We start from the raw sequence: 24,063 nt of genomic DNA on the forward strand, positions 1-24,063 counted from the left end.
TCTTCCCGTGCTTCCGATTGGCTGGCTGAAGGTCCCCGTCACTCATCCGATGACGAAACTCACCCGATGACGAATCGTGGCCGACTTCGGGACACAAAGGTGCCAAAGGCCGAGTCTAACGGGGTGGGAGGGGCTGACGGACCGGGCGTCCGCACCGCGGACCCGCCCCGCCCCTCGGGGAATGCGGAGGAGCCCGCGGGCGCCGGTGGCGTTACTGCAGATACGCCGGTGCGCTCACGGGCAACGTAAATCGGAACTCGGCCCCACCGCCGCGGGCGCGGCCGACCGTGATGGTGCCGCCGTGGGCCTCGACGATGCCCTTGACGATGTAGAGCCCAAGACCCGTGCCGCCGCGCTTGCTGCCCCGCCAGAAGCGGGTGAAGACGCGGTTCATGGACTCCTCCGGGATGCCGGGCCCCTCGTCGCTCACCGTGACCGACGTACCGGCGTCCTCCCCTTCACGCGGGGACGCCGAGGGCGTGACGTCGATCGTGACAGTTCCCTCGCCGTGGCGCACTGCGTTTTCGAGGAGGTTGCTGAGCACCTGGTCGATCTTGTCGGGGTCGGCCCAGAGCGCGGGCAGGGGATGCTCCCTGCGCAGCAGGAAGCGGTCGGCGGGCTGGCCCGCGGCTACGTACGCCTGGATGTGGCGTCCCACGGCCACCCCTATGTCGACGGGCTGGCGCCGCACCTCCAGCCGACCGGAGTCGATCCGGGAGATGTCGAGCAGCTCGGCGATGAGCCGGGTGACCCGGTTCGCGTCGGCGTCGACGGTCTCCAGCATCAGCCGCTTCTGGTCGTCGGTGAAGCGCTCCCACTTGGCGAGCAGGGTGGCGGTGAAGCCCTTGACGGAGGTGAGCGGTGAGCGCAGCTCATGGGCGACGGTCGCGATCAGTTCGGCGTGGCTGCGCTCGGTGCGGCGGCGCGCCTCGGTGTCGCGCAGGGTGACCACGACCCGGCGCACGGGTCCGGTGGGGCTCATCCGCAGATACCGAGCCGATACGAGCACCTCCCGCCCGCCGGGGAGCAGCAGATTGCGCTCCGGCTGCCGTACGCGGATCGCGAGTCCGCCGTAGGGGTCGGTCAGCTGCCACCAGCGCCGCCCCTCCAGGTCCTCCAGCGGCAGCGCCCGCTCCAGGGGCCGGCCGAGCGCCTCGACGGCGGGGACGGCGGTGATACGGGCGGCGGCGGCGTTGAAGCAGATCACCCGGCCGTTCTCGTCGGCGATCACCAGTCCGTCGGGGAGGTCGTCCGGGTCGATGCCGACTTCGGCGAGATCACCGTGCAGGGACACGGGCGCGCGGTGCGCGTCGCGTGTTCCGGGTGCCCTGCTCGTGCCGATCATGCCCGTACCCCACCTCTCATCCCACTGTGGGAGTGCCTCCCCGCCCGTGGGCCTCCGGCCCGGACGCGGCGAGCGCGGGGACGAGCCGAGGGCCGGGAGAGGGCCCCCGAGCCCGCCACACTACTAGCCGGGGGTCACGGAACGGCACCCTCCGGCGGCGCGCTGTGCACGGGCGGACGCATAGAGACATACGGCGGCGGCCGTCGCGAGGTTCAAGCTCTCGGCTTTTCCGTGGATGGGCACGCGCACGACCGCGTCCGCCAGCGCGCGGGTCTCCTCCGGGAGCCCCCATGCCTCGTTGCCGAAGACCCAGGCCGTGGGGCCGCCCATGGTGCCGTGGTCGAGTTCGTCGTCAAGGTCGTGGTCGCCGGCGCCGTCGGCGGCCAGGATCCGCACGCCTGCCTCCTTGAGGCCGCCCACGGCGCGCTCCACGGGTACGCCGACGGCGACGGGAAGATGGAACAGGGACCCGACGGAGGCGCGCACCGCCTTGGGGTTGTAGAGGTCGACGGACGCGTCGGTGAGGACCACGGCGTCGGCACCGGCGGCGTCGGCGCACCGCAGCACGGTCCCGGCGTTGCCGGGGTCGCGCACGTGCGCGAGTACGGCGACGAGCTTCGGGCGGGCGGCGAGCACGTCCTCGAAGGGGGTGTCCAGGAACCGGCAGACACCGACCAGGCCCTGCGGGGTGACCGTCGTGGAGATCTCCGCGATCACTTCCTCGGCCGCGAGGTGGACGCGCGCACCGGCGTCGTGCGCCTCGCCGATGATGTCGGCGTACCGTTCCGCGGCGTCCGTGGTGGTGAAGAGTTCCACGAGCGTCGGCCGCCCGTCGGCCCGGTGCGCCGCCGCTTCCCGTACGGCCTGCGGCCCTTCCGCCAGGAACAGCCGGTCCTTGCCCCGGAAGTTCCGCTTGGCCAGCCGCCGGGCGGCGGCCACACGCACGGAGCGGGGAGAGATGAGGTCGGGGGTGGCCGGGGGCATGCTCTTCACCTTCGGGAGTACGTACGGCGGTTCATTACCGGACAAACGCAACGGACCCGCAGGCCGCGAGGCCCACGGGTCCGTTCAGTCACCTCGGCTCAAGGCCGGTGCAGGGTCAGGCCGCCTTGGGGGCGTTGACGTCCGCCGGAAGCGCCTTCTGCGCGACCTCGACGAGCGCGGCGAACGCGCCCGCGTCGTTGACGGCCAGCTCGGCGAGGATCTTGCGGTCGACCTCGACGTTGGCGGCCTTCAGGCCCTGGATGAAGCGGTTGTACGTGATGCCGTTGGCCCGGGCAGCGGCGTTGATGCGCTGGATCCAGAGCTGACGGAAGTCGCCCTTGCGCTTCTTGCGGTCGTTGTAGTTGTAGACCAGCGAGTGGGTGACCTGCTCCTTGGCCTTGCGGTACAGGCGCGAACGCTGACCGCGGTAGCCGGAGGCCTGCTCGAGGATCGCCCGGCGCTTCTTGTGGGCGTTGACTGCCCGCTTGACGCGTGCCACTTGTTAACTCCTTGTAGCGGGGCCGCGGTGGTACTCACGCGGCCCGGAATCGATTGGGTCCCGGTCCAGACGTACGGCGCTCGCGCGCCGCCACGTCACTTGCCGAGAAGCTTCTTGATCTTCTTGGCGTCGCCCGGGGCCATCTCGGCGTTGCCGGTGAGGCGACGCGTCAGACGGGACGACTTGTGCTCGAGCAGGTGGCGCTTGCCGGCACGCTCGCGCAGCACCTTGCCGGAGCCGGTGACCTTGAAGCGCTTGCTGGTACCGCTGTGCGACTTGTTCTTCGGCATAGCGCCGTTCTCTCCTCGTCGGTGGCGCTCTCGTGCCCGGTCGTGAAACCGGGCACGTGAGAGCGTCGCTCTTGTATCGGTTGCGTCCTGGAACTGTCGTCCCGGGTTTTCCGGGGTCCGTACGTCCACCGTGCGGCGGTCGTACGTCCGTACGTCCGGCGTTCCCCCGGGGACCTGCGGCCCCGGGATCAGGCCTCGGCGGGGGCCTCGGCCTCGGCGTCGGCAGCCTCGGCGTCAGCGGCGTTCTGCGAACGGCCCGGGTTGGCCTTCGCTTCCGCCTTGCGGGCCTCCTGCGCCTGGCGAGCCTCGGCCATCGCCTCGGTCTTCTTCTTGTGCGGACCGAGAACCATGATCATGTTCCGGCCGTCCTGCTTCGGGTTCGACTCGACGAAACCGAGGTCCTGGACGTCCTCCGCGAGACGCTGCAGCAGTCGGTAGCCCAGCTCGGGCCGGGACTGCTCGCGACCACGGAACATGATCGTGATCTTGACCTTGTCGCCCTGCTTGAGGAACCGGACGACGTGACCCTTCTTGGTGTCATAGTCGTGCGGGTCGATCTTCGGCCGGAGCTTCATCTCCTTGATGACCGTGTGCGCCTGGTTCTTGCGCGCTTCACGGGCCTTCATGGCCGACTCGTACTTGAACTTCCCGTAGTCCATGAGCTTGCATACGGGCGGACGTGCGTTCGCCGCGACCTCGACCAGGTCCAGGTCGTATTCCTGCGCAAGCTCCAGCGCCTTGGCAAGCGGCACAATGCCGACCTGCTCGCCGCTGGGACCGACAAGTCGCACCTCGGGAACGCGAATCCGGTCGTTGATGCGGGGCTCGGTGCTGATGGATCCTCCTCGGTAGCACCATACGGCCGCCTGGCGGACAGCCGTGCATGTCTGGTTGACATCAGGACCAACGCATCACAGCGCATGAAAAATGCCCCGGACGGTACACAGGCGGAACTCCGAACTTTCCGGAGCACCGCCGCGGTGAACCGCGGGGCGCACTTTCGGGCGACTCCACCGTCCGTACGGAACGGTGGTGGCCGCCTGACCGGTGACCCGCCGTCCCGGAGGACGGTCAGGTGGGAGATCGGAGCCTCCACTTGTGGGCCGGGCACTACCATGTCCGGCCGGTCGTCACACAAGGCTAGCAGCTCCCGGGAGGAGGCGCGAACCAGCGTGCACCCGGGCCGCCGCGCGCCCCCTCCCGCCGGTTCCCGCCCGCCCCTCCCGTGCACAGGAGAACAGGAGGCGGGGCCTATCGTGTGGGGCATGAGTGACACCTCCCCCGAGGAAGCCCCGGCTTCCGCCGAGAACACCGACTTCGACGCCATGACCCGTGACATCGCGGAGGTCCCCGCGGTCGAGGTGATCGTGACGGTCGCCGTCAACCTGATGAGCGCCGCCGCGGTGAAGCTCGGTCTGACCGAGGAGGGCGACAAGTACAAGGACCTGGACGAGGCCCGCAAGCTGGTGCACGCCCTCGCCGGTCTGCTCGACGCGAGCACGACGGAAATCAGCTCCTTCCACGCGGCCCCGCTGCGCGACGGTCTGAAGTCGCTCCAGCTGGCGTTCCGCGAGGCCTCGATCGTCCCGGACGAGCCGGGCCAGGGACCGGGCGAGAAGTACACCGGTCCCTTGTACGGCTAGGGTCCGATCCGAGCGAGAGGCCCTGGTCCGGCCCGGTCAATCGCGTTCGAAAAGGGGCTCGCCCGGTGGGGTCGTCCCGGTCGGCAGTACTGCCAGGTCGAGGCCGCGCACCAGGCGGGCCCTCAGTGTGTCGTCGGCGGCCAGGCGCCCGGCCACCGCGCGTACGGCCTCGCCGGGGACCGCGGCCGGGTCGAGGACGAGCGCCAGGATGCCGTCGGCCCGCCCCGGGCCGAGATGGGCGCGCAGCACCGCGGGCTCGGCGGCCACGGCGGCGCGCACGGCTCCGGTCACGGCCGGGTCGGCCAGCGGATCCGCGGTCGTGCGGCCCTCCGCGAGGGCGAGCAGGGCAGGGCCCGTCAGTTCGAACGGCACCGGCCCGGACATGTCCAGCACGATCGTGTCGGCCTTCTCGTGCACGGCGGCCTGCAGTGCCTGGTGCAGCGGGACCGCGACGGGGCGGGCCGCCGGGTCCCAGCGGGCCAGCGCCTCGGTGGACGTGAAGACGGGCAGCGCGGTACGGCCGCCTGCCTTCAGGGTCGGTACGGCCATCTCGCTGGACTTCTCGCGGCGCAGGCCCTTCTCGTCCTCCTCCGCCTCTCCGAGGATCGCCACCACCGGGACGAGCAGCCGCGCGCCCTTCAGCGCCTCCAGAACGGGCCCGACGGCGGTGCGGTCCGCCGCCCACGCGGCCAGCGCCGCGCTCAGCCGCGGGTCGGCGCTGCCGTCGTCGTTCGTGAAGGGGGAGTCGGGAATGTTCTTGTTCGCCACGGTCACCGACCCTATCGGGGGTTCTCCGCCACCCTGGTGCCACCCCTCGGACACGGCGGTCGCCGCTGTCATGCGTTTCTCAGGCTCTCCTGACACGGATCTCATGGCCCTCCAACGGCACGCACAGAGGCGGTCCCGAGGATCGCGGCCATGGCGTCCCACAGAGCCCGTCGCCGCCGTATCCGGTGCGTCCGCCGCCGCCCGTTCCTCTGTACGGTGCTGGTGTCGGCCGTCATCGTCGGCGGCACCAGCGCCGGAACGGCGTACGTGAAGGACCGGGCGCGCCCCGGCGCGGGGGCCGTATCGTCGCGGTCGTCCACGGCGCCCTCGGCGCCGGAGTCGGCGAGCGCGGGCCAGGAGGCATCGGTGGACTCAGCGTCACAGCAGCCCTCGGCGGACCGGGACGCGCTGCTGGCGAAGGCCATGGAACCCGTGTCCGTGGAGCACGGCGCGGACGTGGCGGTGGCGGTGTTCGACCTGGACTCCGGTGAAAGCGCCACCTACGGGGACGGCGCCTTCGACACGGCGAGCATCGTGAAGGTCGACATCCTCGCGGCGCTGCTGCTCCAGGCGCAGGACGCCGACCGGCGGCTGACGGCGCGGGAGAAGTCGTACGCCACCGCGATGATCGAGGACAGCGACAACGCCTCCGCGTCGGCGCTGTGGACCGCGATCGGGGCGGCGGACGGGCTGGACCGTGCGAACAAGCGCTTCGGTCTGACGGACACCGCGGGCGGCGACGGGGGGCTGTGGGGTCTGACACAGACCACGGCCGCCGATCAGCTCGGCCTGCTCCAGCAGGTGTTCGGGAACGACTCCCTGCTGAGCGACGCCTCGCGGGCGTATCTGCAAAAGCTCATGGGCAATATCGCCCCGGACCAGACCTGGGGCGTGTCGGCGGCCGCCGACGGCTCCGCGTGGGCGCTGAAGAACGGCTGGCTGGCGCGCAGTACGACCGGGTTGTGGGACGTCAACAGCATCGGGTGGGTCACGGCCGGCGGCCACGGCTATCTGGTGGCCACGCTGTCGAACGGCAACTCCACGATGGAAAAGGGCGTTTCGCTGGTGGAGACGGCTGCGCGGGCCGCTGTCTCGGTGTTCGGCTGAAGCCTGAAGCCCGGCGCCCGAACCGTCCGGGACGTGGGAGCGTGGTACTACGTCGTTCGGCGCGTCCTGCCGCGGCCCTGCCACAGCACCACCGACGCCACCAGCAGCGCCGTCCCCAGGCCGCCGGCCAGGTAGCCCGCCCAGTCGGAGGATCCGGACGCGCCGGTGGACGGGTCGGGTCCCGCGCCGAAGTACTGGTGGCCGTACGACGCCGCGCGCAGTCCCTGCGGCTTGAGCCTGGCCGCGGCCTTGATGGCCGCCGCGGGGTCGATGAAACCGAAGCCACGGGAGTCGTCCCGGCCGCCGGTGGGGGCGTTGCGGGCCGTCTTCTCCAGGAGCTGCTTGATCTGGGCCGGGGTCAGGCCCGGATGGGCTGCCTTGATCAGCGCGACGGCGCCCGAGACGAACGCGGACGCCGCGCTGGTGCCCCATCCCTCGTAGTACTTGCGGTCGGGGTCGGCGATGACGACGTCGACACCGGGCGCGCTGACGGTGGCGTACCAGCGTCGGGTGGAGAACGAGGCTCTCGTGCCGTAGCGGTCGACGGCGGTCGCCGCGATGACCCCCGGGTAGGCGGCCGGATAGGAGACGTGGTCGCCCTTCTCGCCGCCGTTGCCGGCCGACGCGACGACGACGACGTTCTTCTTCAGTGCGTACTGCACCGCGTTGTCCTCGGCCGCCTCGGGGTGCGCGGAACTCGAGTCGTCGCCCAGGGAGAGGTTGATGACGTCCGCTCCGTGGTCGGCGGCCCAGCGGATGCCCTCGGCGAGGGCGTTGCCCCGGGTGGTGCGGGCCTGGGTGCGGGCCGGGTCGGTGTCCTCGAGGATGACGCGGACGGGCAGGATCTTCGCCTCGGGAGCGACGCCGATGACACCGTCCGAGTCGCCGGTGCCATGGCCGTGGCCGGCGATGATCCCGGCCATGGCGGTGCCGTGCCGGGCCCAGGGGCGCTCGCCACGCCGGGCGCCGAAGCCTACGAGGTCCTGGCCGGGCAGGACGTTTCCGGCCAGATCGGGATGGGTGCCGTCGACCCCGGTGTCGAGGACGGCGACCGTGATCCCCTTCCCCTTGGTCGTCTGCCAGACCTGCTGGGTGTGAAGGGCGTCCACGGCCCACTCCTGGGCTCGTATCCCGTCGGCGTGCGCCGCGGTGGACGGCAGCAGGGCGAGGGAGCCTGCGAGCAGGACGGTGAGGAGGCGGGCGCCGGTCGTACGGGCACCGGTCCTGCCGACGCTCATGACGGCTCCCCCGTGACCGAGGTGACGGTCTTGCGCAGGGCGGACTGGACGGGGTCGGCGAGTCCGGTCGCCTCGTTACCGAGTCCCGCCTGGGCCGGGGCCGTGGTGGCGCCGTTGGCCATGGCCGCCGCGGCCGGCTGCGGGTCGGTGACCGTGCGGCCGTCGGCGAACCCCGAGACGGCGTAGACGACCACGGGCAGGTCGGTGAGGACCGAGATCGTCCAGGAGGCCCGCTGCGCGTCGCCGAACCCCTGGGCGACGGTGCCCTTCGCGGCGTACGGGCGCGGCATCAGATCGGTGCGGCTGTCCAGGTGCTGGCTCTTGAAGCGGCGGCCGGCGGCGCTCGTGGCCGCGGCGTCTGCCCGGGTGAACAGCAGCCCGACGGTGGTGACATGGCTGCGGGTCGCGTCGGTGTAGGTGGCGCGCAGCAGCCTCAGACAGCCGAGCGGGGCGAGCGCCTTGCCCAGCAGCGGGTCGAAGGCGTACCGGCAGTCGCTGTCCGGGGCCACGGCGATGCGCGTCCAGGTTCGGTCGGCACCGCCCGGGCCGGCACCGGGTCCCTGGACGACGGGCGGCAGGAGGCGGTCGACGGGGACGCTGTGCCACAGGCTTCCGGTGACGGTGAACGCGTTGTGGGCGCTGTCGTCGGTGCCGTCCCCGGTGAGCCAGCTTCCGGTCGCGGCGCCGCCGAGGAGTCCGAGGCCGAGGACCAGGCAGACGGCGGCCGCGGTGGCACGGGAGCTCAGACGGGCGGCGAAGGGCCGTCGCGCGGTGGTGGCGACGCCGTGCGTGCCGGGACCGCCGACGCCGCGTGTGTCGGGTTCGGCGAACGTGACGAAGGGGCGGGTGGCCGGAGCGGGCGGGGCCGCCGGCGGGGTCGCGTCCCGCTCGGGCCGCACGATCCGCAGCCGTGCGGTGGTCTCGACGATGCCCTCCGCGAAGGGCGCGGTGCGCTGCGGCGGGATCGTGTCCGGTCCGGTGGTGCGCTCGGGAGCGGTGGTGGTGCGGGCCATGGGAGCCCCGGCCCCCGGCGGGAGGTCCGGGAAGCGGGCGGAGGGCGGCGGCGGGGGCGGTTCCGCCGGCGGCGCTATGCGGCCGGCGGTGCGTTCGGTGGTCCGGTCGAGGCGCAGGTTGGGGAACCGGGAGGACGCGGGCGTGCGACGCGCCGCCGGATCAGGGGCGGCCTCGGGGGCCGGTGCGGGCGTGCCGGCGGCGCCGGTGGAACCGGTACGGGACGCGCTCCCGGCACCGTAGGAGGCGGGAGCGCCGGAGGCGTCCGGGCGTCCGGAGAGACCGCTCGCCGGGGCGGACGCTGCCGGGGCGAAGGACGACGTGGCAGGCGACGATATGCCCCGACCGGCCGTCGGCGGTCGCTGGGGCGGGGGCGGGACGTCCACGCGGTCGCGCCCACCGGGCCGGGAGGGGGCGGTGGCGGGGGCGGGGGGAGGCGTACGGTCGGGCGCCGAGGACGGCTCGCCGGGCGGGGCCGCCGGGCGGGGCGGGACCGAGGGGCGCGGGGGGATGGAGGCGCGGCGCGCTTCCGTGCTCATGCACCCCCCGTTTCGTCACTGGCCGGGCCACCCCGGGGCCGCCGGGGTGTTCGACCGCCCGTGGGGAGCGGTCTCTTCAGCGTGGTGCGGGACCGCCCGGCCGTCCCGGCAGGCATACCCGCGCGGACGGGCGCCCATCCCGGGCGCGCGCCCGGGGCGGATCCACCGCTTCCCGCGTGCGCGTCACTCTACGGGTTGAACCGCCTCGAACGGGAACCAGTCCGCGGCACCGGGGCATCTGCCCGGATCGTCCCCCTACCCCGCGGTAATCCCATCTGGCAGGCTGCGTCCATGACTGCCCGCGCCGCAGACCGGGCCCGTTACGACCGGGCCACCGCCCACCTCGACGCGCCTGTCGCGATCGTGGACCTGGAGGCGTTCGACGCCAACGCCGACGACATCCTGCGCAGGGCCGGCGGCAAGCCGATCCGCGTCGCCAGCAAGTCCGTACGCTGCCGTGCGCTGCTCGAACGCGTGCTGGCCCGCGATGGTTTCGCGGGCGTCATGTCCTTCACGCTCGCGGAGTCGCTGTGGCTCGCCCGGTCCGGTTTCGACGACATCCTGCTCGCCTACCCCTCGGCCGACCGCCAGGGCTTCGCCGAACTGGCCGGTGACCCCAAACTGGCCGCCGGTGTCACGGTGATGATCGACGACCCGGCCCAGCTGCGTCTGATCGACGACGCGCGCCAGGGCGGCTCCGAAGAGGTGCGTGTCTGCGTCGAGCTGGACACCTCGCTGAAGCTGTTCGGCGGCCGTGTCCGCGTCGGCGCGCGGCGTTCCCCGCTGCACTCCCCCGCCCAGGTCGCGGAGCTGGCCCGTACGGTGGCGCGCACGCCCGGCTTCCGGCTGGTGGGGATCATGGCGTACGAGGGCCACATAGCGGGTGTCGGCGACGCGGTGGCCGGGAGGCCGGCACGGTCGAGGGCGATCCGGCTGATGCAGGCGACGGCGCGCCGGGAACTCGCCCGGCGACGCGCCGAGGTGGTGCGCGCGGTGCGTGCCGTGGTGCCGGACCTGGAGTTCGTCAACGGCGGCGGTACGGGCAGTGTGCAGTACACGGCCGCCGAGGACGCGGTGACGGAGATCGCGGCGGGCTCGGGCCTGTATGTGCCGCGGCTGTTCGACAACTACACGTCGTTCCGGGGGCGTCCGGCCGCCCTGTTCGCCCTGCCGGTCGTGCGCAGGCCGGGCGTCGGGGTGGTGACGGTGCTGGGCGGCGGCTATCCCGCGTCGGGCGTCGCGGGCACCGACCGGCTTCCGGTCCCGTATCTGCCCGCGGGGCTGGGCTACGACCCCCAGGAGGGTCCCGGAGAGGTCCAGACGCCGCTGCTGGGCGCGCCCGCCGACGACCTGCTGATCGGCGACAAGGTGTGGTTCCGGCACGCCAAGGCGGGCGAGCTGTGTGAGCGTTTCGACACGCTGCACCTCGTCGAGGGCGACCGGGTGACGGCGACCGTGCCGACGTACCGCGGCGAGGGCCGTACCTTCCTGTGACCGATGGTCTTGTGTGCCGGCTCCGTCCTTCGGGACGGGGCCGGCACGTCCTCGCCCCCGTACGCCTGCGTCCACGCCTCCCTCGAACGCCTGCGCCCATGCCTACAGAGGCGTGACGTACGCCCCCGAGATCCCGCCGTCCACCAGGAAGTCGGTCGCGTTCACGAAGGAGGAGTCGTCGCTGGCGAGGAAGGCCACGGCGGCGGCGATCTCCTCGGCCTCGGCGAAGCGGCCGACCGGGATGTGCACAAGGCGACGGGCCGCACGCTCCGGGTCCTTGGCGAACAGTTCCTGGAGGAGCGGGGTGTTGACCGGGCCGGGGCACAGGGCGTTGACGCGGATGCCCTCGCGGGCGAACTGCACGCCCAGCTCGCGGGACATGGCGAGGACGCCGCCCTTGGATGCCGTGTACGAGATCTGCGAGGTGGCCGCGCCCATCCGGGCCACGAACGACGCCGTGTTGATGATGGATCCCTTGCCCTGGCGCCGCATGTAGGGGATGGCGGCCTTGCAGCACAGGTAGACGGAGGTGAGGTTGACCTCCTGGACCCGCTTCCACGCCTCGAGACCGGTCTCCAGGATGGAGTCGTCGTCCGGGGGCGAGATGCCCGCGTTGTTGAAGGCGACGTCGACGCTGCCGTAGGTGTCGAAGGCCGTCCTGAACAGGGCCTCGACCTGCTCCGGGTCGGTGACGTCGACCTTCACGAACAGCCCGCCGACCTCCTCCGCGGCGGCCTTGCCCCGGACTTCGTCGACATCGCCGCACACGACGTGCGCGCCCTCCGCGGCGAGCCGGCGCGCGGCGGCCAGACCGATGCCGCTCCCGGCTCCGGTGATGACGGCGGTCCGGCCGACGAGACGTCGGCAGATGCTCTCGGTGTTCTCTGCGGTCACTGTGCGGGGCCCTCCGTGCTGATGAAGACGTTCTTGGTTTCGGTGAAGGCGCTCAGGGCGTCCGGGCCGAGTTCACGGCCGATCCCCGACTGCTTGAAGCCGCCGAAGGGGGTCCAGTAGCGGACGCTGGAGTGGGAGTTGACGGACAGGTTGCCCGCGCGGACGGCCTGGGAGACGCGCAGGGCGCGGCCCACGTCCCGGGTCCAGATGGAGCCCGAGAGCCCGTAGGGCGTGCCGTTGGCCAGGCTGATCGCGTCGGCCTCGTCCTCGAAGGGCAGGACGACGGCGACGGGCCCGAAGACCTCTTCGACGGCCACGCGCGCGTGCGGGTCGACGCCGGTCAGGACGGTGGGCTCGAACCAGAAGCCGGGGCCCGAGGGTGCCTTGCCGCGGATACCGGGCGCGTCGGCGTCGACGTACGAGCGCACCCGCTCCAGCTGGGCGCGCGAGATCAGCGGGCCCATCTGGGTCCTCTCGTCGGCCGGGTCGCCGACCAGGACCGATTCCACGGCGGGGGCGAGCAGGTCGAGGAAGCGGTCGTACACGGAGCGCTGGACGAGGATGCGGGTGCGGGCGCAGCAGTCCTGGCCGGAGTTGTCGAGGAACGACATGGGCGCGGCGGCAGCGGCGGCGTCGAGGTCCGCGTCCGCGAAGACGACGTTGGGGCTCTTGCCGCCGAGTTCGAGGGTGACCCGTTTGAGCAGGGCGGATCCCTTGGCCAGCACCTGCTTGCCCACGGCCGTGGACCCGGTGAACACGATCTTCGCCACGCCCGGGTGCTCGACGAGGGCGTTGCCCGCGACGGGGCCCGCGCCGGGCAGCACCTGGAACAGGTCCTCGGGCAGTCCGGCCTCCAGAGCCAGCTCGGCCAGGCGCAGGGCGGTGAGCGGGGTCGTCTCTGCGGGCTTGAGGATCACCGCGTTGCCCGCCGCGAGAGCCGGGGCCGTGGCCCAGGCGGCGATCGGCATGGGGAAGTTCCAGGGCGCGATCACGCCGACGACGCCGAGCGGTTCGAGGATCGTGACGTCCAGGCCGCCGGGCACCGGGATCTGTCGGCCGGTGAGCCGTTCCACTCCCCCGGCCGCGTAGTCGAGCAGGTCGCGGACGTTGCCCGCCTCCCAGCGGGCGTTGCCGATGGTGTGTCCGGCCTCCCGTACCTCCAGGAGCGCCAGTTCCTCGAGGTGTTCGTCCACGGCGACGGCGAACCGGCGCAGCAGCCGGGCGCGGTCGCCCGGCGCGAGCGCGGCCCACGCGGTCCCCGCCTTCGCCGCCCGCGTGACGGCCGCGTCGACGTTCTCGGCGGTCGCGGCGGGGACGGTCGCGACGATCTCCTCGGTGGCCGGGTTGAGTACCCGCAGTTCGTGCGGATGGTGCTGGTCGTGCCGGTCGGACATGGGAAGACCTCTCACATGCGTTCGAAGGAGCGGCGCAGCTCCCAGTCGGTCACCGCGGAGTCGAAGGCGGCCAGTTCGACGCGGGCCATGTTGCGATAGTGGGCGACCACCTCGTCGCCGAAGGCTGCCTTGGCGATGGGGCTGTTCTCCCAGAGTTCGGCGGCCTCACGCAGGGTGGTGGGAACGTGCTCGTAGTCGGCGGTGTACGCGTTGCCCGGGCACGGCTCGGGCAGTTCCAGCCGCTGCTCGATGCCGTGGAGCCCCGCCGCGATCAGCCCGGCGACCGCCAGGTGCGGGTTGACGTCGCCGCCGGGCACCCGGTTCTCGAACCGCATCGAGCGGCCGTGGCCGACGACCCTGAGGGCGCAGGTGCGGTTGTCGTGTCCCCAGGCGACGGCGGTCGGGGCGAAGGATCCGGGCTGGAACCGCTTGTAGGAGTTGATGTTCGGCGCGTACAGGAGCGAGAAGTCGCGCAGGGCTGCGAGCTGCCCGGCGAGGAAGTGCCGCATGGTCTCCGACATCCCGCCGGGCTCGCCCCCGGATCCGGCCATGACGTTCTGGCCGTCCTGGTCCGTGAGGGAGAGGTGGATGTGGCAGGAGTTGCCCTCGCGCTCGTTGTACTTGGCCATGAAGGTGATCGACATGCCTTCCTGGGAGGCGATCTCCTTGGCTCCGGTCTTGTAGATGGCGTGCTGGTCGCAGGTGACCAGCGCCTCGTCGTACCGGAACGCGATCTCGTGCTGGCCGGGGTTGCACTCTCCCTTGGCGGACTCGACGGTCAGGCCCGCTCCCGCCATCTCGTTGCGGATGCGGCGCAGCAGGGGCTCGATCCGGCCGGTGCCGAGGACGGAGTAGTCGATGTTGTACTGGTTGGCCGGGGTGAGCCCCCGGTAGCCCGCGTCCCAGGCCCGCTCGTAGGTGTCCTTGAAGACGATGAACTCCAGCTCGGTGCCGACCTGGGCGGTGAGCCCGAGCTCGGCGAGGCGGTCGAGCTGGCGGCGCAGGATCTGGCGGGGCGCGGCGGCCACGGGCGAGCCGTCGTTCCAGGCGAGGTCCGCGATGAGCATGGCGGTGCCCTCGTTCCAGGGCACGCGGCGCAGTGTGTCCAGGTCGGGGTGGAGCGCGAAGTCGCCGTAGCCTCGCTCCCAGGAGGACATGTCGTAGCCGTCGACCGTGTTCATCTCGGTGTCGACGGCGAGGAGGTAGTTGCAGCCCTCCGTGCCGTGTTCGAGTACTTCGTCCAGGAAGAAGCGTGCGGCGAACCGCTTGCCCTGGAGTCGCCCTTGCATGTCGGGGAAGGCCAGGACGACAGTGTCGATCTCGCCACCCGCGACGAGGGCATGCAGTTCCTCTACGCCGAGCGAGGGTGTGCGGTGTGCCACGGGAAGTCTCCTTAGGTCCGCCGAGAGCCATAAGGTATTTCCGAGAACCATTGCTTGGGAAGGGGGTACGGCCAGATGTCGGAGACCGAACCCGTCGGCACGACCGGCGCCGGCGGCGCCGAAGGCGGCGACGGCCCGCAGGACCGGCTCACGCCGGTGCTGCGGCATGTGCGGGCCGGCAACGGCTTCGAGGAGGCCCTGGAGCAGATCCTCCAGGTCGTCCGGCTCGGTCTGGTGCCGGGCGGCGAGCGGCTGCCTTCCGAACGGGAGCTGGCGGAGCGTCTGGGCATCAGCCGGGTGACGCTGCGCGAGGTGCTGAAGGTGCTCCAGGACCAGGGTCTGGTGGAGGCGCGGCGCGGGCGCTACGGCGGCACGTTCGTGAAGCCGCGTGTCGACGCGGGCGGCGAGGACGAACTGCGCCGGCGGATCGCGAAGGTCGACATAGAGGACGTACTGCGGTTCCGCGAGGTGCTGGAGGTGGGGGCGGCGGGCCTGTGCGCGGCTCACGGACTCACCGGCGAACAGGCCGAGCGGCTGCGGGAGGCGCTTGCGCGCACCCAGAACGCGCCGCTCGCGGAATACCGGCGCCTGGACACGCTGCTGCATCTGACGCTGGCGGGGCTGTGCGGATCACCGACGCTGGCGGCGCAGTACGCGGCCGTGCGGGCCTCGGTGAACGACCTGCTCGACTGCATCCCGCTGCTGGTGCGCAACCTGGAGCACTCGCAGCGGCAGCACGAGGCGCTGGTGGAGGCGGTGCTGGACGGGGACGCGGACGGCGCGCGGGAGATGATGCGGGAGCACTGCGCGGGCACGGCTGCGCTGCTGCGGGGCTTCCTGGCGTGAGGGCTCGCGCACGGCACGGGCTTGAAGCCGCGCCCCGGTTCCGTAATGGTATGCCTGTATGCCATTGGAACCCGGGGAGGCCCATATGACCGGACGACCGCTGATCGGCGTCAGCACGTATCTGGAGGCCGGTGCGCGCTGGGGCGTGTGGGAACTGGACGCCGTACTGCTCCCGGCGGGCTACCCGAGGCTGGTGCAGCGCGCGGGCGGGCTCGCCTCGCTGCTGCCCCCGGACGAGCCGGCGCGGGCTGCGGCGACGGTGGACCGGCTGGACGGCCTCGTGATCGCGGGCGGCCCGGACGTCGATCCGTCCCGGTACGGTGCGCAGCGCTCCCCGCGGACCGGGCCGCCCGCGCCCGAGCGGGACGCCTGGGAGTTCGCGCTGATCGAGGCGGCGCTGGCGTCGGGCACCCCGCTGCTCGGCATCTGCCGGGGAATGCAGCTGCTGAACGTGGCCCTCGGCGGCACGCTCGTGCAGCACATCGACGGGCACACGGAGGGCGTCGGGGTCTTCGGCCGCCACTCGGTCAAGCCGGTGCCGGGCACGCTGTACGCCTCCGCCGTCCCCGACGCGACCTCCGTGCCGACCTACCACCACCAGGCGGTGGACCGCCTCGGCGAGGGCCTCGTGGCGTCGGCGCACGCGGACGACGGCACGGTAGAGGCCATCGAACTCCCGTCCGCCGACTGGGTGCTGGGCGTCCAGTGGCATCCGGAGATGGGTGAGGACCTGCGGGTGATGGAGGCCCTGGTGCGGGCGGCGTCCGCCGTCTGACCGCACCTGGTGCCGCGACAGGCAGTTCGCCCCGTCGCGACGCCCGGCACATGCCGGCTTGCCGGTCGTGGCCTCATCGGGCCAGGCCGCTCACATCCATCACGTCGGCCTTGGCCGGGGGCCGTACGTCCAACGGCTCGTCGAAGGCGCTGTAGGAGGTGGTGGTGCTGTACTCGGCGCCCTTGTAGACGACCTTGAGGATGTACGGCTTACCCTCGGTGGCGACGTAAAAGGTGCAAGAACCACCCTTGTCCGCCTTGTCTGCCTTATCCGTCACCACCAGTTGAATTGCCGGCTTTCCCCCGACCTTGACGGGTTTCCCCTTCGTCGCCACGCCGAAGGAGGCGAAGTCCTGGGTGCACCTGGCGAGTCCGTCCCCCGGAGTCGACTCGCTGGACGGTGTCTTGATCCAGCGAGTCTGCTCCTCGGTGCCGGCCATGGACCGGCCGGACCACTCGATATAGGCGCGGTTCGGGCGGACATAGTCCGTCCCGCCGATCCGGATCTGCTCGAGGCTCGCACCCCTCACCCAGGTCGCCTTGAACGCGCACCTGCTCTTGAGGTCGGTCGTCAGACGGGTGGAAGAGCCGTCACCGCTGCTCTTGGACGTGACCGAGTCAATGGTGACCGACTTGAGCGCGCTCATGGTGTCATTCGCGTTCTTGAGCATCTGCCCGGCGGAGGGTTGCTCCCCCGCGGTACTGGCGCAGCCGGACATGACTCCCACCATGAGAACCATCGAAGCCGCCGCCACGACGGTCGATATCGTTCGCACAAGCCCCCCAATTGAACAATTCGATCGTCAACGCATAGTAAACGGTGGGAAATTTCGCACCAGCAGCCCCCGCTCCACTGAGGGCCTCTCGTTCGGATCAGGCCGGGCTCGCGGGGTCCGGCACCGCGCCTCGCTCCCTGATACGGCCCGATCCAGACGAAAGACCCGTTGCCTGCCGCGTCTCCAGTGCCGCGTCTCCAGTGGCGCGGCACTTACCCCCGCGTCAGCCCCAGCAGGTCCCGCCCCGGCCCCGTCGGCCGGTGCCCCGTGCGCCACACCGCCCGCAGCGCCCGGTCGAGCCGCACACCCTCCAACGGGACACGCACCAGACGGCGGGACGCGAGTTCCTCTCCGACCGCCAGCTCGCTCAGGACCGCCGGTCCGGCGCCGCTGACCGCGGACGCCTTGACGGCCGTGGTGGAGGACAGCTCCAGGAGGGGGCGGGCCAGACCGCCAAGGGCCGCGTCCAGCACCTGACGGGTGCCGGAACCCTCCTCCCGGAGGATCAGAGGCGCCTCGGCCAGTTCCGCGGCCGTCAGCGGCCTGCGCCGCAACGCCCAGGGGTGTCCCGGTGCCGTCACCACGATCAGGCGGTCATGCGCGACGACCGCCTCCTCCAGCCCGGCCGGCACGGACAGCCCTTCCACGAAGCCCAGGTCGGCCTCGTCCGCGAGCAGACGTTCCACGACCGCCGCCGAGTTCCCGGCCAGGAGCGACACCGCCGTGTCCGGCCGCTGGGCGCGCAGCGCGATCAGCCAGCGGGGCAGCAGATACTCCGCGATCGTCATGCTCGCGGCCACCCGCAGCCGTGAGTCCCGGCGGGTCCGCAGGGCCTGCGCCCCCGCGTCGAAAGCCTCCGCCGCCTCCACGACACGCCGCGCCCAGTCCGTGACCAGCGCTCCCGCGTCGGTCAGCCGCGAGCCCCGGGGCGAGCGGTCCACGAGCGCCACACCCAGCTGCCGCTCCATCGACCGGATCCGGCTGCTGGCCGCGGGCTGGGTGACGCCCAGCTCCCGCGCCGCCCTCCCAAGACTGCCCAGCCGGGCCACGGCGAGCAGCAGTTCCAGGGCGCCCAGATCCGGTACACGGTGCGCCAGCCCGGCCGCCGGGGGCCGTCCGTCATCGACGTCACTCATCAACCCAGCTTATGGCCTGATAGGAACGTACTCCCTGGTGAGGGGGGACTGCCGGGCGGAATAGTGGCGGGTATGGCCACCGCAGTCCAGCCCCTCGCCCTTCCCTCCCCCACTCGTCCCCGGCGTGCCGCCGCCGTCCGGCACCTGGGCCCCAACTGGTACGCCTCCGTGATGGGTACCGCGATCGTCGCGACGGCCGGAACCGGTCTGCCGTACGCCGCCCGGGTGCCCGCGCTGCGTACCGCCTGCGCGGCCGTCTGGGCTCTCTCGCTCGCCCTGCTCGTGACTCTCCTCGTGGCCCGCGCGCTGCACTGGATCCACCACCGCGACCAGGCACGCGCCCATCTGCTCGACCATGCCATGGCCCCCTTCTACGGTTGTCTGGCGATGGCGCTGCTCGCCGTGGGAGGCGGTTCACTGGTCGTCGGCCGGGACTGGATCGGGGCGGGTGCGGCCCTCGCCCTGGACGGCGTCCTCTACACCACCGGAACGCTCATAGGTGTCGCCGCCGCCGTCGCCGTGCCGTATCTGATGATCGTCCGGCATCGCGTCGAGCCGGGACAGGCCAGCCCCGTCTGGCTGCTGCCGCTCGTCCCGCCGATGGTCGCCGCGGCCCAGGGCCCGCTGCTGGTCCCCCATCTGCCCGCCGGCCAGCCCCGCGAGACACTGCTGCTCGCCTGCTACGCGATGTTCGGGATGAGCCTGCTGGCCACCCTCGTGATGCTGCCGCTGATCCTGGCGCGGCTCCTCACCAAGGGCCCGCTGCCGCCCGCCCTGGCTCCGGCCCTGTTCCTGGTCCTCGGCCCGCTGGGGCAGTCGGTCACCGCGGTCGCCGCGACGGCGAACGCGGCGGACGGCGTCGTCCCGGCCCCGTACGCCCGGGGCCTCGGCGTCCTCGCCCTCGTCTACGGCGTACCGGTGATCGGCTTCGCCCTGCTGTGGCTGGCCCTCTCGGCGGTGCTGACGGTGCGGGCGCGGCGGCAGGGCATGCGCTTCTCGATGACCTGGTGGGCCTTCACCTTCCCGGTCGGCACGTGTGTCACCGGCGCGGAGGCACTGGCGCGGCGTACCGGGCTCGTGGCGGTCGACGTGCTCGCGACAGGTCTGTTCGTGCTGCTGGCCACCGCCTGGGCCGTAGCCGCCCCGGCCACGGGCCGTGGCGTCGTCAGCGGCGAGCTGCTCGCAGCGCCTCGGCGATGAGGCGCGGCGCCTCGGTCAGCGACGGCCCGTACCAGGTGAGGTGGCGCCCGCCGACCAGCGCGCAGGGCGTCCCCTCGAACGCCTCCGGGCCGTCGTCGGCCGTGAAGCGGTACGGCTCGTCGGGGAGTACGACGAGGTCGGGCGCCGCGTCCCGCAGCTCCTGGAGCCGGATGCGCGGATAGCGCTCGGGGTGCGCCGCGTACACGTTGTCGATCCCGAGCCGGGCCAGTACGTCGCCCGCGAAGGTGTCCCGGCCCAGTACCATCCAGGGCCTGCGCCAGACGGGGACCACGGCGGTCGCCCGCGGGTCCGGTTCCGGCAGCCGGGACCACGCGGCGCGGGCCTCGTTCAGCCAGCGCGGCTCCGCGGGCGCTCCGCACGCGGCGACCACGCGCTCCAGTTCACGGAATGCCTGAGGCACGCTGCGCACCTCGGTGACCAGGACGTCGACGCCCGCCTCGCGCAGGGCGGTGAGGTCGGGCTCGCGGTTCTCCTCCTCGTTGGCGAGGACGAGGTCGGGGGCGAGCCGGATGATCCGCTCGATCTGGGGGTTCTTGGTCCCGCCGATCCGGGTGACACCGAGGTCCGCCGGATGGCTGCACCAGTCGGTCACGCCGATGAGCGCGCCGGGCACGGACGCGGCCACGGCCTCTGTCAGCGAGGGCACGAGCGAGACGACCCGCGTCATGGCGTCAGCGCCGCCCCGAGGGGTTCTCGACCGCCTCGATGTGATCCGCGACCGCGACCACGACCACGCGGGTCTCCGGTTCCGTGGCCCGCCAGCGGTGGCGTACTCCCCCGCTCAGGTACAGCGCGTCGCCGCGCCCGAGCCGGTACGCGCGGCCCTCCGCCTCGACCTCGACGGCGCCGTCGACCACGTACATCAACTCGTCGTTGCGATGCTGGGATTCACGCCCTCCGTCGTGATCGCCGATGAACTCCATCGCGTGCAGCTGATGGTGACCGCGCACCAGGGCGCGCACCCGCGCGTCTCCCGGCGCGACCTCCTCGTCGTCCGCGCGCAGCACGTCCACGCTGCACGCCGGGTCGGCCGCCGCGAGCAGTTCGACGGCGGTGGTGCCGAGCGCGTCGGCGATCCGCTCCAGGGAGGGTCGGCTGGGGCGCGCCCGCTCGTTCTCCACCTGGCTCAGAAAGGGGACGGAAAGACCGCTGCGTTCGGCCACCACGGCAAGGGTGAGTTCCAGCGCACGGCGCCGCCGCCGTACGGCCGCGCCCACTCGAAGGGGCTGTTCTTTGTGGTCGCCCATCGCTCCGGCTCCCTCCCTCGCTCGTCGGTCCGCTGTCCGTCCCGGCGGGCGTGCCGCCGCCGTCCGATGTTCATGGGTGCACTTCTTCTGTTGAGTTGTCTGCACCCTACGCATGTTCGGCAAACCGTTTCATGCGCCCGTCACATCGCTGCCTCATACAAGAGTGGTGAGGGTCACGGTTCGCGCCACTGGACGAGCCACCCCGCCTCCCGGCGCGCGCCTCCCCCGTACGGAGGTGAAGGCGCTGGCCGGCGGCATGGGGCGGCCTGCACGCGCCGGTCCGGCCCCGTGGCGCGCGGGAATGAACCATGATCCCGGCGGTGGGCCGGCCACGGCCCCTGATGCCATGGGAAGTCCCGCGGTCCGCGGCCCGCCTTGACAAGACGCGGGGGCGCCGAAACCCTGTTCGACGCCCCCGCAGGGCAGTATGCGCGGACCCACCGGGCCCACGGGTTGTCCAAAATCCAGCTCGCACGCCAGTGCGGGAGCACAGGCGCACCCACCCGGACCTATTGCGGAGTCATACGCTGCACCATGTCCGGGTGCTGCTTCAGCCACGCTGACACGGCGGCCTCCTCATGGCCCTGGCCACGGTCCTTGACCGCGCTCTCCAGGCTGCCCAGTTCGGCCTCGCTCATCCTGAAGTTCTTGATCCACTTCGTGAGCCGCGGGTACCGGTCGGGGAAGGCCCGGCTGGAGATGGTGCGGATCGTGTTGCCCTCGCCGAACAGCTTCTTGTCGTCCTTCAGCTTGGTGAGCCGGTCCTGGCTGTACGCCCAGTGCGGGGACCACAGGACGACCGCCACGGGCTGCTTCGCGGCGTAGGCGCGCTTGAGCTCGGCGAGCATCGCGGGCGTGGAGCCGTCCACGACCTTGTACTCCTTGTCGAGGCCGTAGCCGGGCAGGACCTTCGTCTTGAGGAGGTTCATCTCGCCGGTGCCCGGCTCGATGCCGACGATCCTGGCGCCGAAGGTGTTCGCCTTGCCCTTCAGGTCCTCGAGGGAGTGCACGCCCTTCACATACGACGGCACGGCGATCTCCAGCGAGGTCGGCCGGTACCAGGTGCCGAGGTCTCTCAGGCTGTCCTTTACGAGGGCACGCTCAGCTCCAGCGGCGTCGGGCCGTACCAGGCGCCCAGGTCGTCCAGGCGGGCGCCGTACTTCTTCCAGTACGGCCCGGACGTGGTCGGCAGCCAGGAGTCGGTCTGGAAATCGACGTCGCCCTGGGCGAGCGAGGTGTAGAGCGGTCCCGCGTCGAACTGCTTGACGTCGACACCGGTCGGCGCAAACAGTTGAACTCGCAACGGGCATCGCTCCGAGGGCGCCTCTGCCCCGCGCTGTCCTGCGCAAACGCACAGGTGGCCGTCTTCACACGTCGTCAACGGGTGCCGCGTGAGAACCCGGACCCGGCGTCGCAGGGTCGCTGTCGGTGCCGTACGGCATGATGCGGAACGTGACCCGACGCCTGATGCTCCTCGACACCGCCTCGCTCTACTTCCGCGCCTACTTCGGCGTCCCGGACTCCGTGAAGGCCCCGGACGGCACACCGGTGAACGCGGTGCGCGGTCTGCTCGAATTCATCGACCGCCTGGTCAAGGACCACCGGCCGGACGATCTGGTCGCATGCATGGACGCGGACTGGCGTCCGAAGTGGCGGGTCGACCTGATCCCCTCCTACAAGGCGCACCGCGTGGCCGAGGAGCACGAGACGGGCCCGGACGAGGAGGAGGTGCCGGACACGCTCTCACCGCAGGTGCCGGTCATCGAGGACGTACTGGACGCGCTCGGCATCGCCCGCGTGGGCGTGGCGGGGTACGAGGCGGACGACGTGATCGGCACCTACACCGCACACGCGACGGGCCCGGTCGACATCGTCACCGGCGACCGCGACCTCTACCAACTGGTCGACGACGCCCGGAGCATCCGTGTGCTGTACCCGCTCAAGGGAGTCGGCACGCTCCAGCTCACCGACGAGGCGTTCCTGCGCGAGAAGTACGGTGTGGACGGCCCGGGTTACGCGGATCTGGCGCTGCTGCGCGGCGACCCCAGCGACGGACTGCCGGGTGTGCCCGGCATCGGCGAGAAGACGGCCGCGAAGCTGCTCGCCGAGTTCGGGGATCTGGCCGGAATCATGGCGGCCGTCGGCGATCCGGGCTCGAGGCTGACACCGGCGCAGCGCAGGAGGCTCGACGAGGCTCGCCCCTATGTCGGCATCGCGCCCGAGGTGGTCCGGGTCGCCGCCGATGTGCCGCTGCCCGGGGTGCCCACGGCCCTGCCGCGCGCACCGCGTGACCCCTCCGGACTGGAGGGGCTGGCGGCCCGCTGGGGCCTCGGCGGCTCCCTGCAGCGCCTGCTGGCCACGCTCGAGACATGACGGTGCACCGACATCGCGTACGAACAGGGGCTTCACAGAGAGGTGTCGACGGGAACCTGGTGGTAACTTAGGTAAACCTAACGAGGGAACTGGGAGGCCATCATGGCTGAGCGCCCGGCACGGGGGGCCCGTCCGATCCACTCCGCGCAGGTCATCCGCACCGAACGGCTGACTCCGCATATGCAGCGCCTGGTGCTCGGCGGTGAGGGCCTGGCCGATTTCACCGCGGGCACGTACACCGACCATTATGTGAAGCTGCTCTTCCCGGCCGAGGGCGTGGACTACCCCGAGCCCTTCGACCTTCAGCGCATCCGGGGGGAGTTCCCGCGCGATCAGTGGCCCGTGACGCGCACCTACACCGTGCGCGCCTGGGACCCTGAACACCGCGAGCTGACGCTGGACTTCGTCATCCACGGCGACGAGGGCCTCGCCGGCCCCTGGGCCTCGCGCGCCGAGCCCGGAGACATCCTGCGCTTCACGGGCCCCGGCGGCGCCTACGCCCCGGACACGGACGCCGACTGGCATCTGCTCGCCGGGGACGAGAGCGCCCTGCCCGCGATCGCCGCCGCCCTGGAGGCATTGCCCGAGGGCGCCGAGGCCTACGCCTTCGTGGAGGTCGCGGGCCCCGGGGAGGAGCAGAAGATCGACTGCGATGTGGACGTGGTCTGGCTGCACCGCGGGAACCGGCCGCAGGGCGAGGCCCTTGTGGAGGCGGTCCGCGCCCTGGAGTTCCCCGAGGGCCGCCTGCACGCGTTCGTGCACGGCGAGGCCGGTTGCGTGAAGGAACTGCGGCGGCTGCTGCGGGTCGAACTCCAGATCCCCCGCGATGACCTGTCCATCTCCGGCTACTGGCGCCTCGGCCACAACGAGGACGGCTGGCAGTCGTCGAAGCGCGAGTGGAACGCCCGCATCGAGGTGGAACAGGAGAACCCGGAGCAGGAGCACACGGCACCGGCCGCCTGAGACGGCGCCGGGATGCCCCGCGTGCGCGGGGCATCCCCCAGGGGGCCTATGGATCTTCGGGGCAACGCCCTACGGGGGGTCGTCCTGGATCCGGTCGTCCTGGAGCCGGGCGTGCAGATGCATGTCGTGCCGGCCGTCC

Annotated in this window: 23 protein-coding genes and 1 pseudogene; 8 read left to right on the forward strand and 16 right to left on the reverse strand. The window is 71.9% G+C overall.

What is annotated here, in order from left to right; all coding sequences use genetic code 11:
* Positions 1 to 211: 211 nt before the first annotated feature.
* The 5 genes from ABZ845_RS28595 to infC all read right to left on the reverse strand — a co-directional run bounded on the left by ABZ845_RS28595 (position 212) and on the right by infC (position 3,954).
* Positions 212 to 1,345, reverse strand: a complete 1,134-nt coding sequence (locus tag ABZ845_RS28595; protein ID WP_360985178.1) for an ATP-binding protein — start codon at positions 1,343 to 1,345, stop codon at positions 212 to 214.
* 123 nt (positions 1,346 to 1,468) lie between these two features.
* Entirely contained in the window at positions 1,469 to 2,329 is an 861-nt protein-coding gene (locus tag ABZ845_RS28600; protein ID WP_360985181.1) for an RNA methyltransferase, read from the reverse strand.
* A 115-nt stretch (positions 2,330 to 2,444) separates the two neighbouring features.
* Entirely contained in the window at positions 2,445 to 2,828 is a 384-nt protein-coding gene (gene rplT, locus ABZ845_RS28605) for a 50S ribosomal protein L20 (protein ID WP_055492778.1), read from the reverse strand.
* 95 nt (positions 2,829 to 2,923) lie between these two features.
* The gene (gene rpmI, locus ABZ845_RS28610) at positions 2,924 to 3,118 is read right to left on the reverse strand and encodes a 50S ribosomal protein L35 (RefSeq protein WP_360985184.1); all 195 of its coding nucleotides are present in this window, start codon (positions 3,116 to 3,118) and stop codon (positions 2,924 to 2,926) included.
* 188 nt (positions 3,119 to 3,306) lie between these two features.
* Positions 3,307 to 3,954: a translation initiation factor IF-3 gene (infC, locus tag ABZ845_RS28615; protein ID WP_360985255.1), complete on the reverse strand. Its 648-nt coding sequence runs from the start codon at positions 3,952 to 3,954 to the stop codon at positions 3,307 to 3,309.
* A 429-nt stretch (positions 3,955 to 4,383) separates the two neighbouring features.
* Between infC and ABZ845_RS28620 the strand changes: the two genes are divergently transcribed.
* A complete protein-coding gene (locus tag ABZ845_RS28620; protein WP_360985187.1) occupies positions 4,384 to 4,761 on the forward strand; it encodes a DUF1844 domain-containing protein in 378 nt (125 codons plus the stop codon).
* A gap of 36 nt (positions 4,762 to 4,797) precedes the next feature.
* Here the strand turns inward: ABZ845_RS28620 and ABZ845_RS28625 are convergent, their stop codons facing one another.
* Positions 4,798 to 5,529 (reverse strand): SseB family protein, encoded by a 732-nt coding sequence (locus ABZ845_RS28625; RefSeq protein WP_360985258.1) that lies wholly within the window; start codon positions 5,527 to 5,529, stop codon positions 4,798 to 4,800.
* 150 nt (positions 5,530 to 5,679) lie between these two features.
* Here ABZ845_RS28625 and ABZ845_RS28630 point away from each other — a divergent pair, with 150 nt between their 5' ends.
* Positions 5,680 to 6,636 carry a serine hydrolase gene (locus ABZ845_RS28630; RefSeq protein WP_360985190.1) on the forward strand — a complete coding sequence of 319 codons (957 nt, stop codon included), beginning with the start codon at positions 5,680 to 5,682 and terminating at the stop codon, positions 6,634 to 6,636.
* A 47-nt stretch (positions 6,637 to 6,683) separates the two neighbouring features.
* Here the strand turns inward: ABZ845_RS28630 and mycP are convergent, their stop codons facing one another.
* Both mycP and ABZ845_RS28640 read right to left on the reverse strand, forming a co-directional pair.
* Positions 6,684 to 7,874, reverse strand: coding sequence for a type VII secretion-associated serine protease mycosin (mycP, locus tag ABZ845_RS28635; RefSeq protein WP_360985193.1), 1,191 nt, complete (start codon positions 7,872 to 7,874; stop codon positions 6,684 to 6,686).
* Positions 7,871 to 9,424 carry a hypothetical protein gene (locus tag ABZ845_RS28640; RefSeq protein ID WP_360985196.1) on the reverse strand — a complete coding sequence of 518 codons (1,554 nt, stop codon included), beginning with the start codon at positions 9,422 to 9,424 and terminating at the stop codon, positions 7,871 to 7,873. The genes mycP and ABZ845_RS28640 overlap by 4 nt, the downstream gene beginning before the upstream one ends.
* A 291-nt stretch (positions 9,425 to 9,715) precedes the next feature.
* Here ABZ845_RS28640 and ABZ845_RS28645 point away from each other — a divergent pair, with 291 nt between their 5' ends.
* The gene (locus tag ABZ845_RS28645) at positions 9,716 to 10,918 is read left to right on the forward strand and encodes an amino acid deaminase/aldolase (RefSeq protein WP_360985199.1); all 1,203 of its coding nucleotides are present in this window, start codon (positions 9,716 to 9,718) and stop codon (positions 10,916 to 10,918) included.
* A 102-nt stretch (positions 10,919 to 11,020) separates the two neighbouring features.
* On the opposite strand, the gene ABZ845_RS28650 is transcribed toward ABZ845_RS28645, so the two are convergent.
* The 3 genes from ABZ845_RS28650 to ABZ845_RS28660 are packed head-to-tail and all read right to left on the reverse strand — an operon-like array spanning position 11,021 to position 14,588.
* Positions 11,021 to 11,812, reverse strand: coding sequence for a 3-oxoacyl-ACP reductase (locus ABZ845_RS28650; RefSeq protein WP_360985202.1), 792 nt, complete (start codon positions 11,810 to 11,812; stop codon positions 11,021 to 11,023).
* Positions 11,809 to 13,206, reverse strand: a complete 1,398-nt coding sequence (locus ABZ845_RS28655; protein ID WP_360985205.1) for an aldehyde dehydrogenase family protein — start codon at positions 13,204 to 13,206, stop codon at positions 11,809 to 11,811. Before ABZ845_RS28655 ends, ABZ845_RS28650 begins: the two co-directional genes overlap by 4 nt.
* Before the next feature lie 11 nt (positions 13,207 to 13,217).
* Positions 13,218 to 14,588, reverse strand: coding sequence for a glutamine synthetase family protein (locus ABZ845_RS28660; RefSeq protein ID WP_360985207.1), 1,371 nt, complete (start codon positions 14,586 to 14,588; stop codon positions 13,218 to 13,220).
* A gap of 75 nt (positions 14,589 to 14,663) precedes the next feature.
* Between ABZ845_RS28660 and ABZ845_RS28665 the strand changes: the two genes are divergently transcribed.
* Together ABZ845_RS28665 and ABZ845_RS28670 are read left to right on the forward strand one after the other, a co-directional pair.
* Positions 14,664 to 15,434 (forward strand): FCD domain-containing protein, encoded by a 771-nt coding sequence (locus ABZ845_RS28665; RefSeq protein ID WP_360985210.1) that lies wholly within the window; start codon positions 14,664 to 14,666, stop codon positions 15,432 to 15,434.
* 85 nt (positions 15,435 to 15,519) lie between these two features.
* Complete coding sequence (locus ABZ845_RS28670) at positions 15,520 to 16,209, forward strand: gamma-glutamyl-gamma-aminobutyrate hydrolase family protein (RefSeq protein WP_360985213.1); 690 nt, start codon at positions 15,520 to 15,522, stop codon at positions 16,207 to 16,209.
* Between the two features lie 73 nt (positions 16,210 to 16,282).
* Here the strand turns inward: ABZ845_RS28670 and ABZ845_RS28675 are convergent, their stop codons facing one another.
* Positions 16,283 to 16,939 (reverse strand): hypothetical protein, encoded by a 657-nt coding sequence (locus ABZ845_RS28675; protein ID WP_360985216.1) that lies wholly within the window; start codon positions 16,937 to 16,939, stop codon positions 16,283 to 16,285.
* Positions 16,940 to 17,196: 257 nt separating this feature from the next.
* A complete protein-coding gene (locus ABZ845_RS28680; protein WP_360985219.1) occupies positions 17,197 to 18,120 on the reverse strand; it encodes a LysR family transcriptional regulator in 924 nt (307 codons plus the stop codon).
* A gap of 72 nt (positions 18,121 to 18,192) precedes the next feature.
* Here ABZ845_RS28680 and ABZ845_RS28685 point away from each other — a divergent pair, with 72 nt between their 5' ends.
* Positions 18,193 to 19,320, forward strand: a complete 1,128-nt coding sequence (locus tag ABZ845_RS28685) for a TDT family transporter (protein ID WP_360985222.1) — start codon at positions 18,193 to 18,195, stop codon at positions 19,318 to 19,320.
* Here ABZ845_RS28685 and ABZ845_RS28690 read toward each other — a convergent pair.
* The 3 genes and pseudogenes from ABZ845_RS28690 to ABZ845_RS28700 form a co-directional block, all read right to left on the reverse strand.
* A complete protein-coding gene (locus ABZ845_RS28690) occupies positions 19,286 to 20,008 on the reverse strand; it encodes a helical backbone metal receptor (protein ID WP_360985225.1) in 723 nt (240 codons plus the stop codon). The two genes, ABZ845_RS28685 and ABZ845_RS28690, sit on opposite strands and share 35 nt — an antisense overlap.
* 4 nt (positions 20,009 to 20,012) lie before the next feature.
* On the reverse strand, positions 20,013 to 20,588 hold the full coding sequence (locus tag ABZ845_RS28695; protein WP_360985228.1) for an XRE family transcriptional regulator: 576 nt from the start codon (positions 20,586 to 20,588) through the stop codon (positions 20,013 to 20,015).
* A gap of 509 nt (positions 20,589 to 21,097) precedes the next feature.
* Positions 21,098 to 21,852: pseudogene (locus ABZ845_RS28700) on the reverse strand (glycine betaine ABC transporter substrate-binding protein); the annotation flags it as partial.
* A 179-nt stretch (positions 21,853 to 22,031) separates the two neighbouring features.
* Between ABZ845_RS28700 and ABZ845_RS28705 the strand changes: the two are divergent.
* Positions 22,032 to 22,961 (forward strand): 5'-3' exonuclease, encoded by a 930-nt coding sequence (locus ABZ845_RS28705; protein WP_360985261.1) that lies wholly within the window; start codon positions 22,032 to 22,034, stop codon positions 22,959 to 22,961.
* 102 nt (positions 22,962 to 23,063) lie between these two features.
* Complete coding sequence (locus tag ABZ845_RS28710) at positions 23,064 to 23,924, forward strand: siderophore-interacting protein (RefSeq protein WP_360985231.1); 861 nt, start codon at positions 23,064 to 23,066, stop codon at positions 23,922 to 23,924.
* The last annotated feature ends 139 nt before the right edge of the window (positions 23,925 to 24,063 follow it).

This window comes from Streptomyces sp. NPDC047022 (assembly GCF_040644155.1).
Classification (GTDB): Bacteria; Actinomycetota; Actinomycetes; order Streptomycetales; family Streptomycetaceae; genus Streptomyces.

What these genes read in the sequence shown, in the direction of transcription:
- ABZ845_RS28595 (WP_360985178.1), bottom strand. Translation starts at nt 1,345, where the DNA reads ATGATCGGCACGAGCAGGGCACCCGGAACACGCGACGCGCACCGCGCG.
- ABZ845_RS28600 (WP_360985181.1), bottom strand. Translation starts at nt 2,329, where the DNA reads ATGCCCCCGGCCACCCCCGACCTCATCTCTCCCCGCTCCGTGCGTGTG.
- rpmI (WP_360985184.1), bottom strand. Translation starts at nt 3,118, where the DNA reads ATGCCGAAGAACAAGTCGCACAGCGGTACCAGCAAGCGCTTCAAGGTC.
- ABZ845_RS28620 (WP_360985187.1), top strand. Translation starts at nt 4,384, where the DNA reads ATGAGTGACACCTCCCCCGAGGAAGCCCCGGCTTCCGCCGAGAACACC.
- ABZ845_RS28630 (WP_360985190.1), top strand. Translation starts at nt 5,680, where the DNA reads ATGGCGTCCCACAGAGCCCGTCGCCGCCGTATCCGGTGCGTCCGCCGC.
- mycP (WP_360985193.1), bottom strand. Translation starts at nt 7,874, where the DNA reads ATGAGCGTCGGCAGGACCGGTGCCCGTACGACCGGCGCCCGCCTCCTC.
- ABZ845_RS28640 (WP_360985196.1), bottom strand. Translation starts at nt 9,424, where the DNA reads ATGAGCACGGAAGCGCGCCGCGCCTCCATCCCCCCGCGCCCCTCGGTC.
- ABZ845_RS28645 (WP_360985199.1), top strand. Translation starts at nt 9,716, where the DNA reads ATGACTGCCCGCGCCGCAGACCGGGCCCGTTACGACCGGGCCACCGCC.
- ABZ845_RS28655 (WP_360985205.1), bottom strand. Translation starts at nt 13,206, where the DNA reads ATGTCCGACCGGCACGACCAGCACCATCCGCACGAACTGCGGGTACTC.
- ABZ845_RS28665 (WP_360985210.1), top strand. Translation starts at nt 14,664, where the DNA reads ATGTCGGAGACCGAACCCGTCGGCACGACCGGCGCCGGCGGCGCCGAA.
- ABZ845_RS28670 (WP_360985213.1), top strand. Translation starts at nt 15,520, where the DNA reads ATGACCGGACGACCGCTGATCGGCGTCAGCACGTATCTGGAGGCCGGT.
- ABZ845_RS28675 (WP_360985216.1), bottom strand. Translation starts at nt 16,939, where the DNA reads ATGGTGGGAGTCATGTCCGGCTGCGCCAGTACCGCGGGGGAGCAACCC.
- ABZ845_RS28680 (WP_360985219.1), bottom strand. Translation starts at nt 18,120, where the DNA reads ATGAGTGACGTCGATGACGGACGGCCCCCGGCGGCCGGGCTGGCGCAC.
- ABZ845_RS28685 (WP_360985222.1), top strand. Translation starts at nt 18,193, where the DNA reads ATGGCCACCGCAGTCCAGCCCCTCGCCCTTCCCTCCCCCACTCGTCCC.
- ABZ845_RS28690 (WP_360985225.1), bottom strand. Translation starts at nt 20,008, where the DNA reads ATGACGCGGGTCGTCTCGCTCGTGCCCTCGCTGACAGAGGCCGTGGCC.
- ABZ845_RS28695 (WP_360985228.1), bottom strand. Translation starts at nt 20,588, where the DNA reads ATGGGCGACCACAAAGAACAGCCCCTTCGAGTGGGCGCGGCCGTACGG.
- ABZ845_RS28705 (WP_360985261.1), top strand. Translation starts at nt 22,032, where the DNA reads ATGCGGAACGTGACCCGACGCCTGATGCTCCTCGACACCGCCTCGCTC.
- ABZ845_RS28710 (WP_360985231.1), top strand. Translation starts at nt 23,064, where the DNA reads ATGGCTGAGCGCCCGGCACGGGGGGCCCGTCCGATCCACTCCGCGCAG.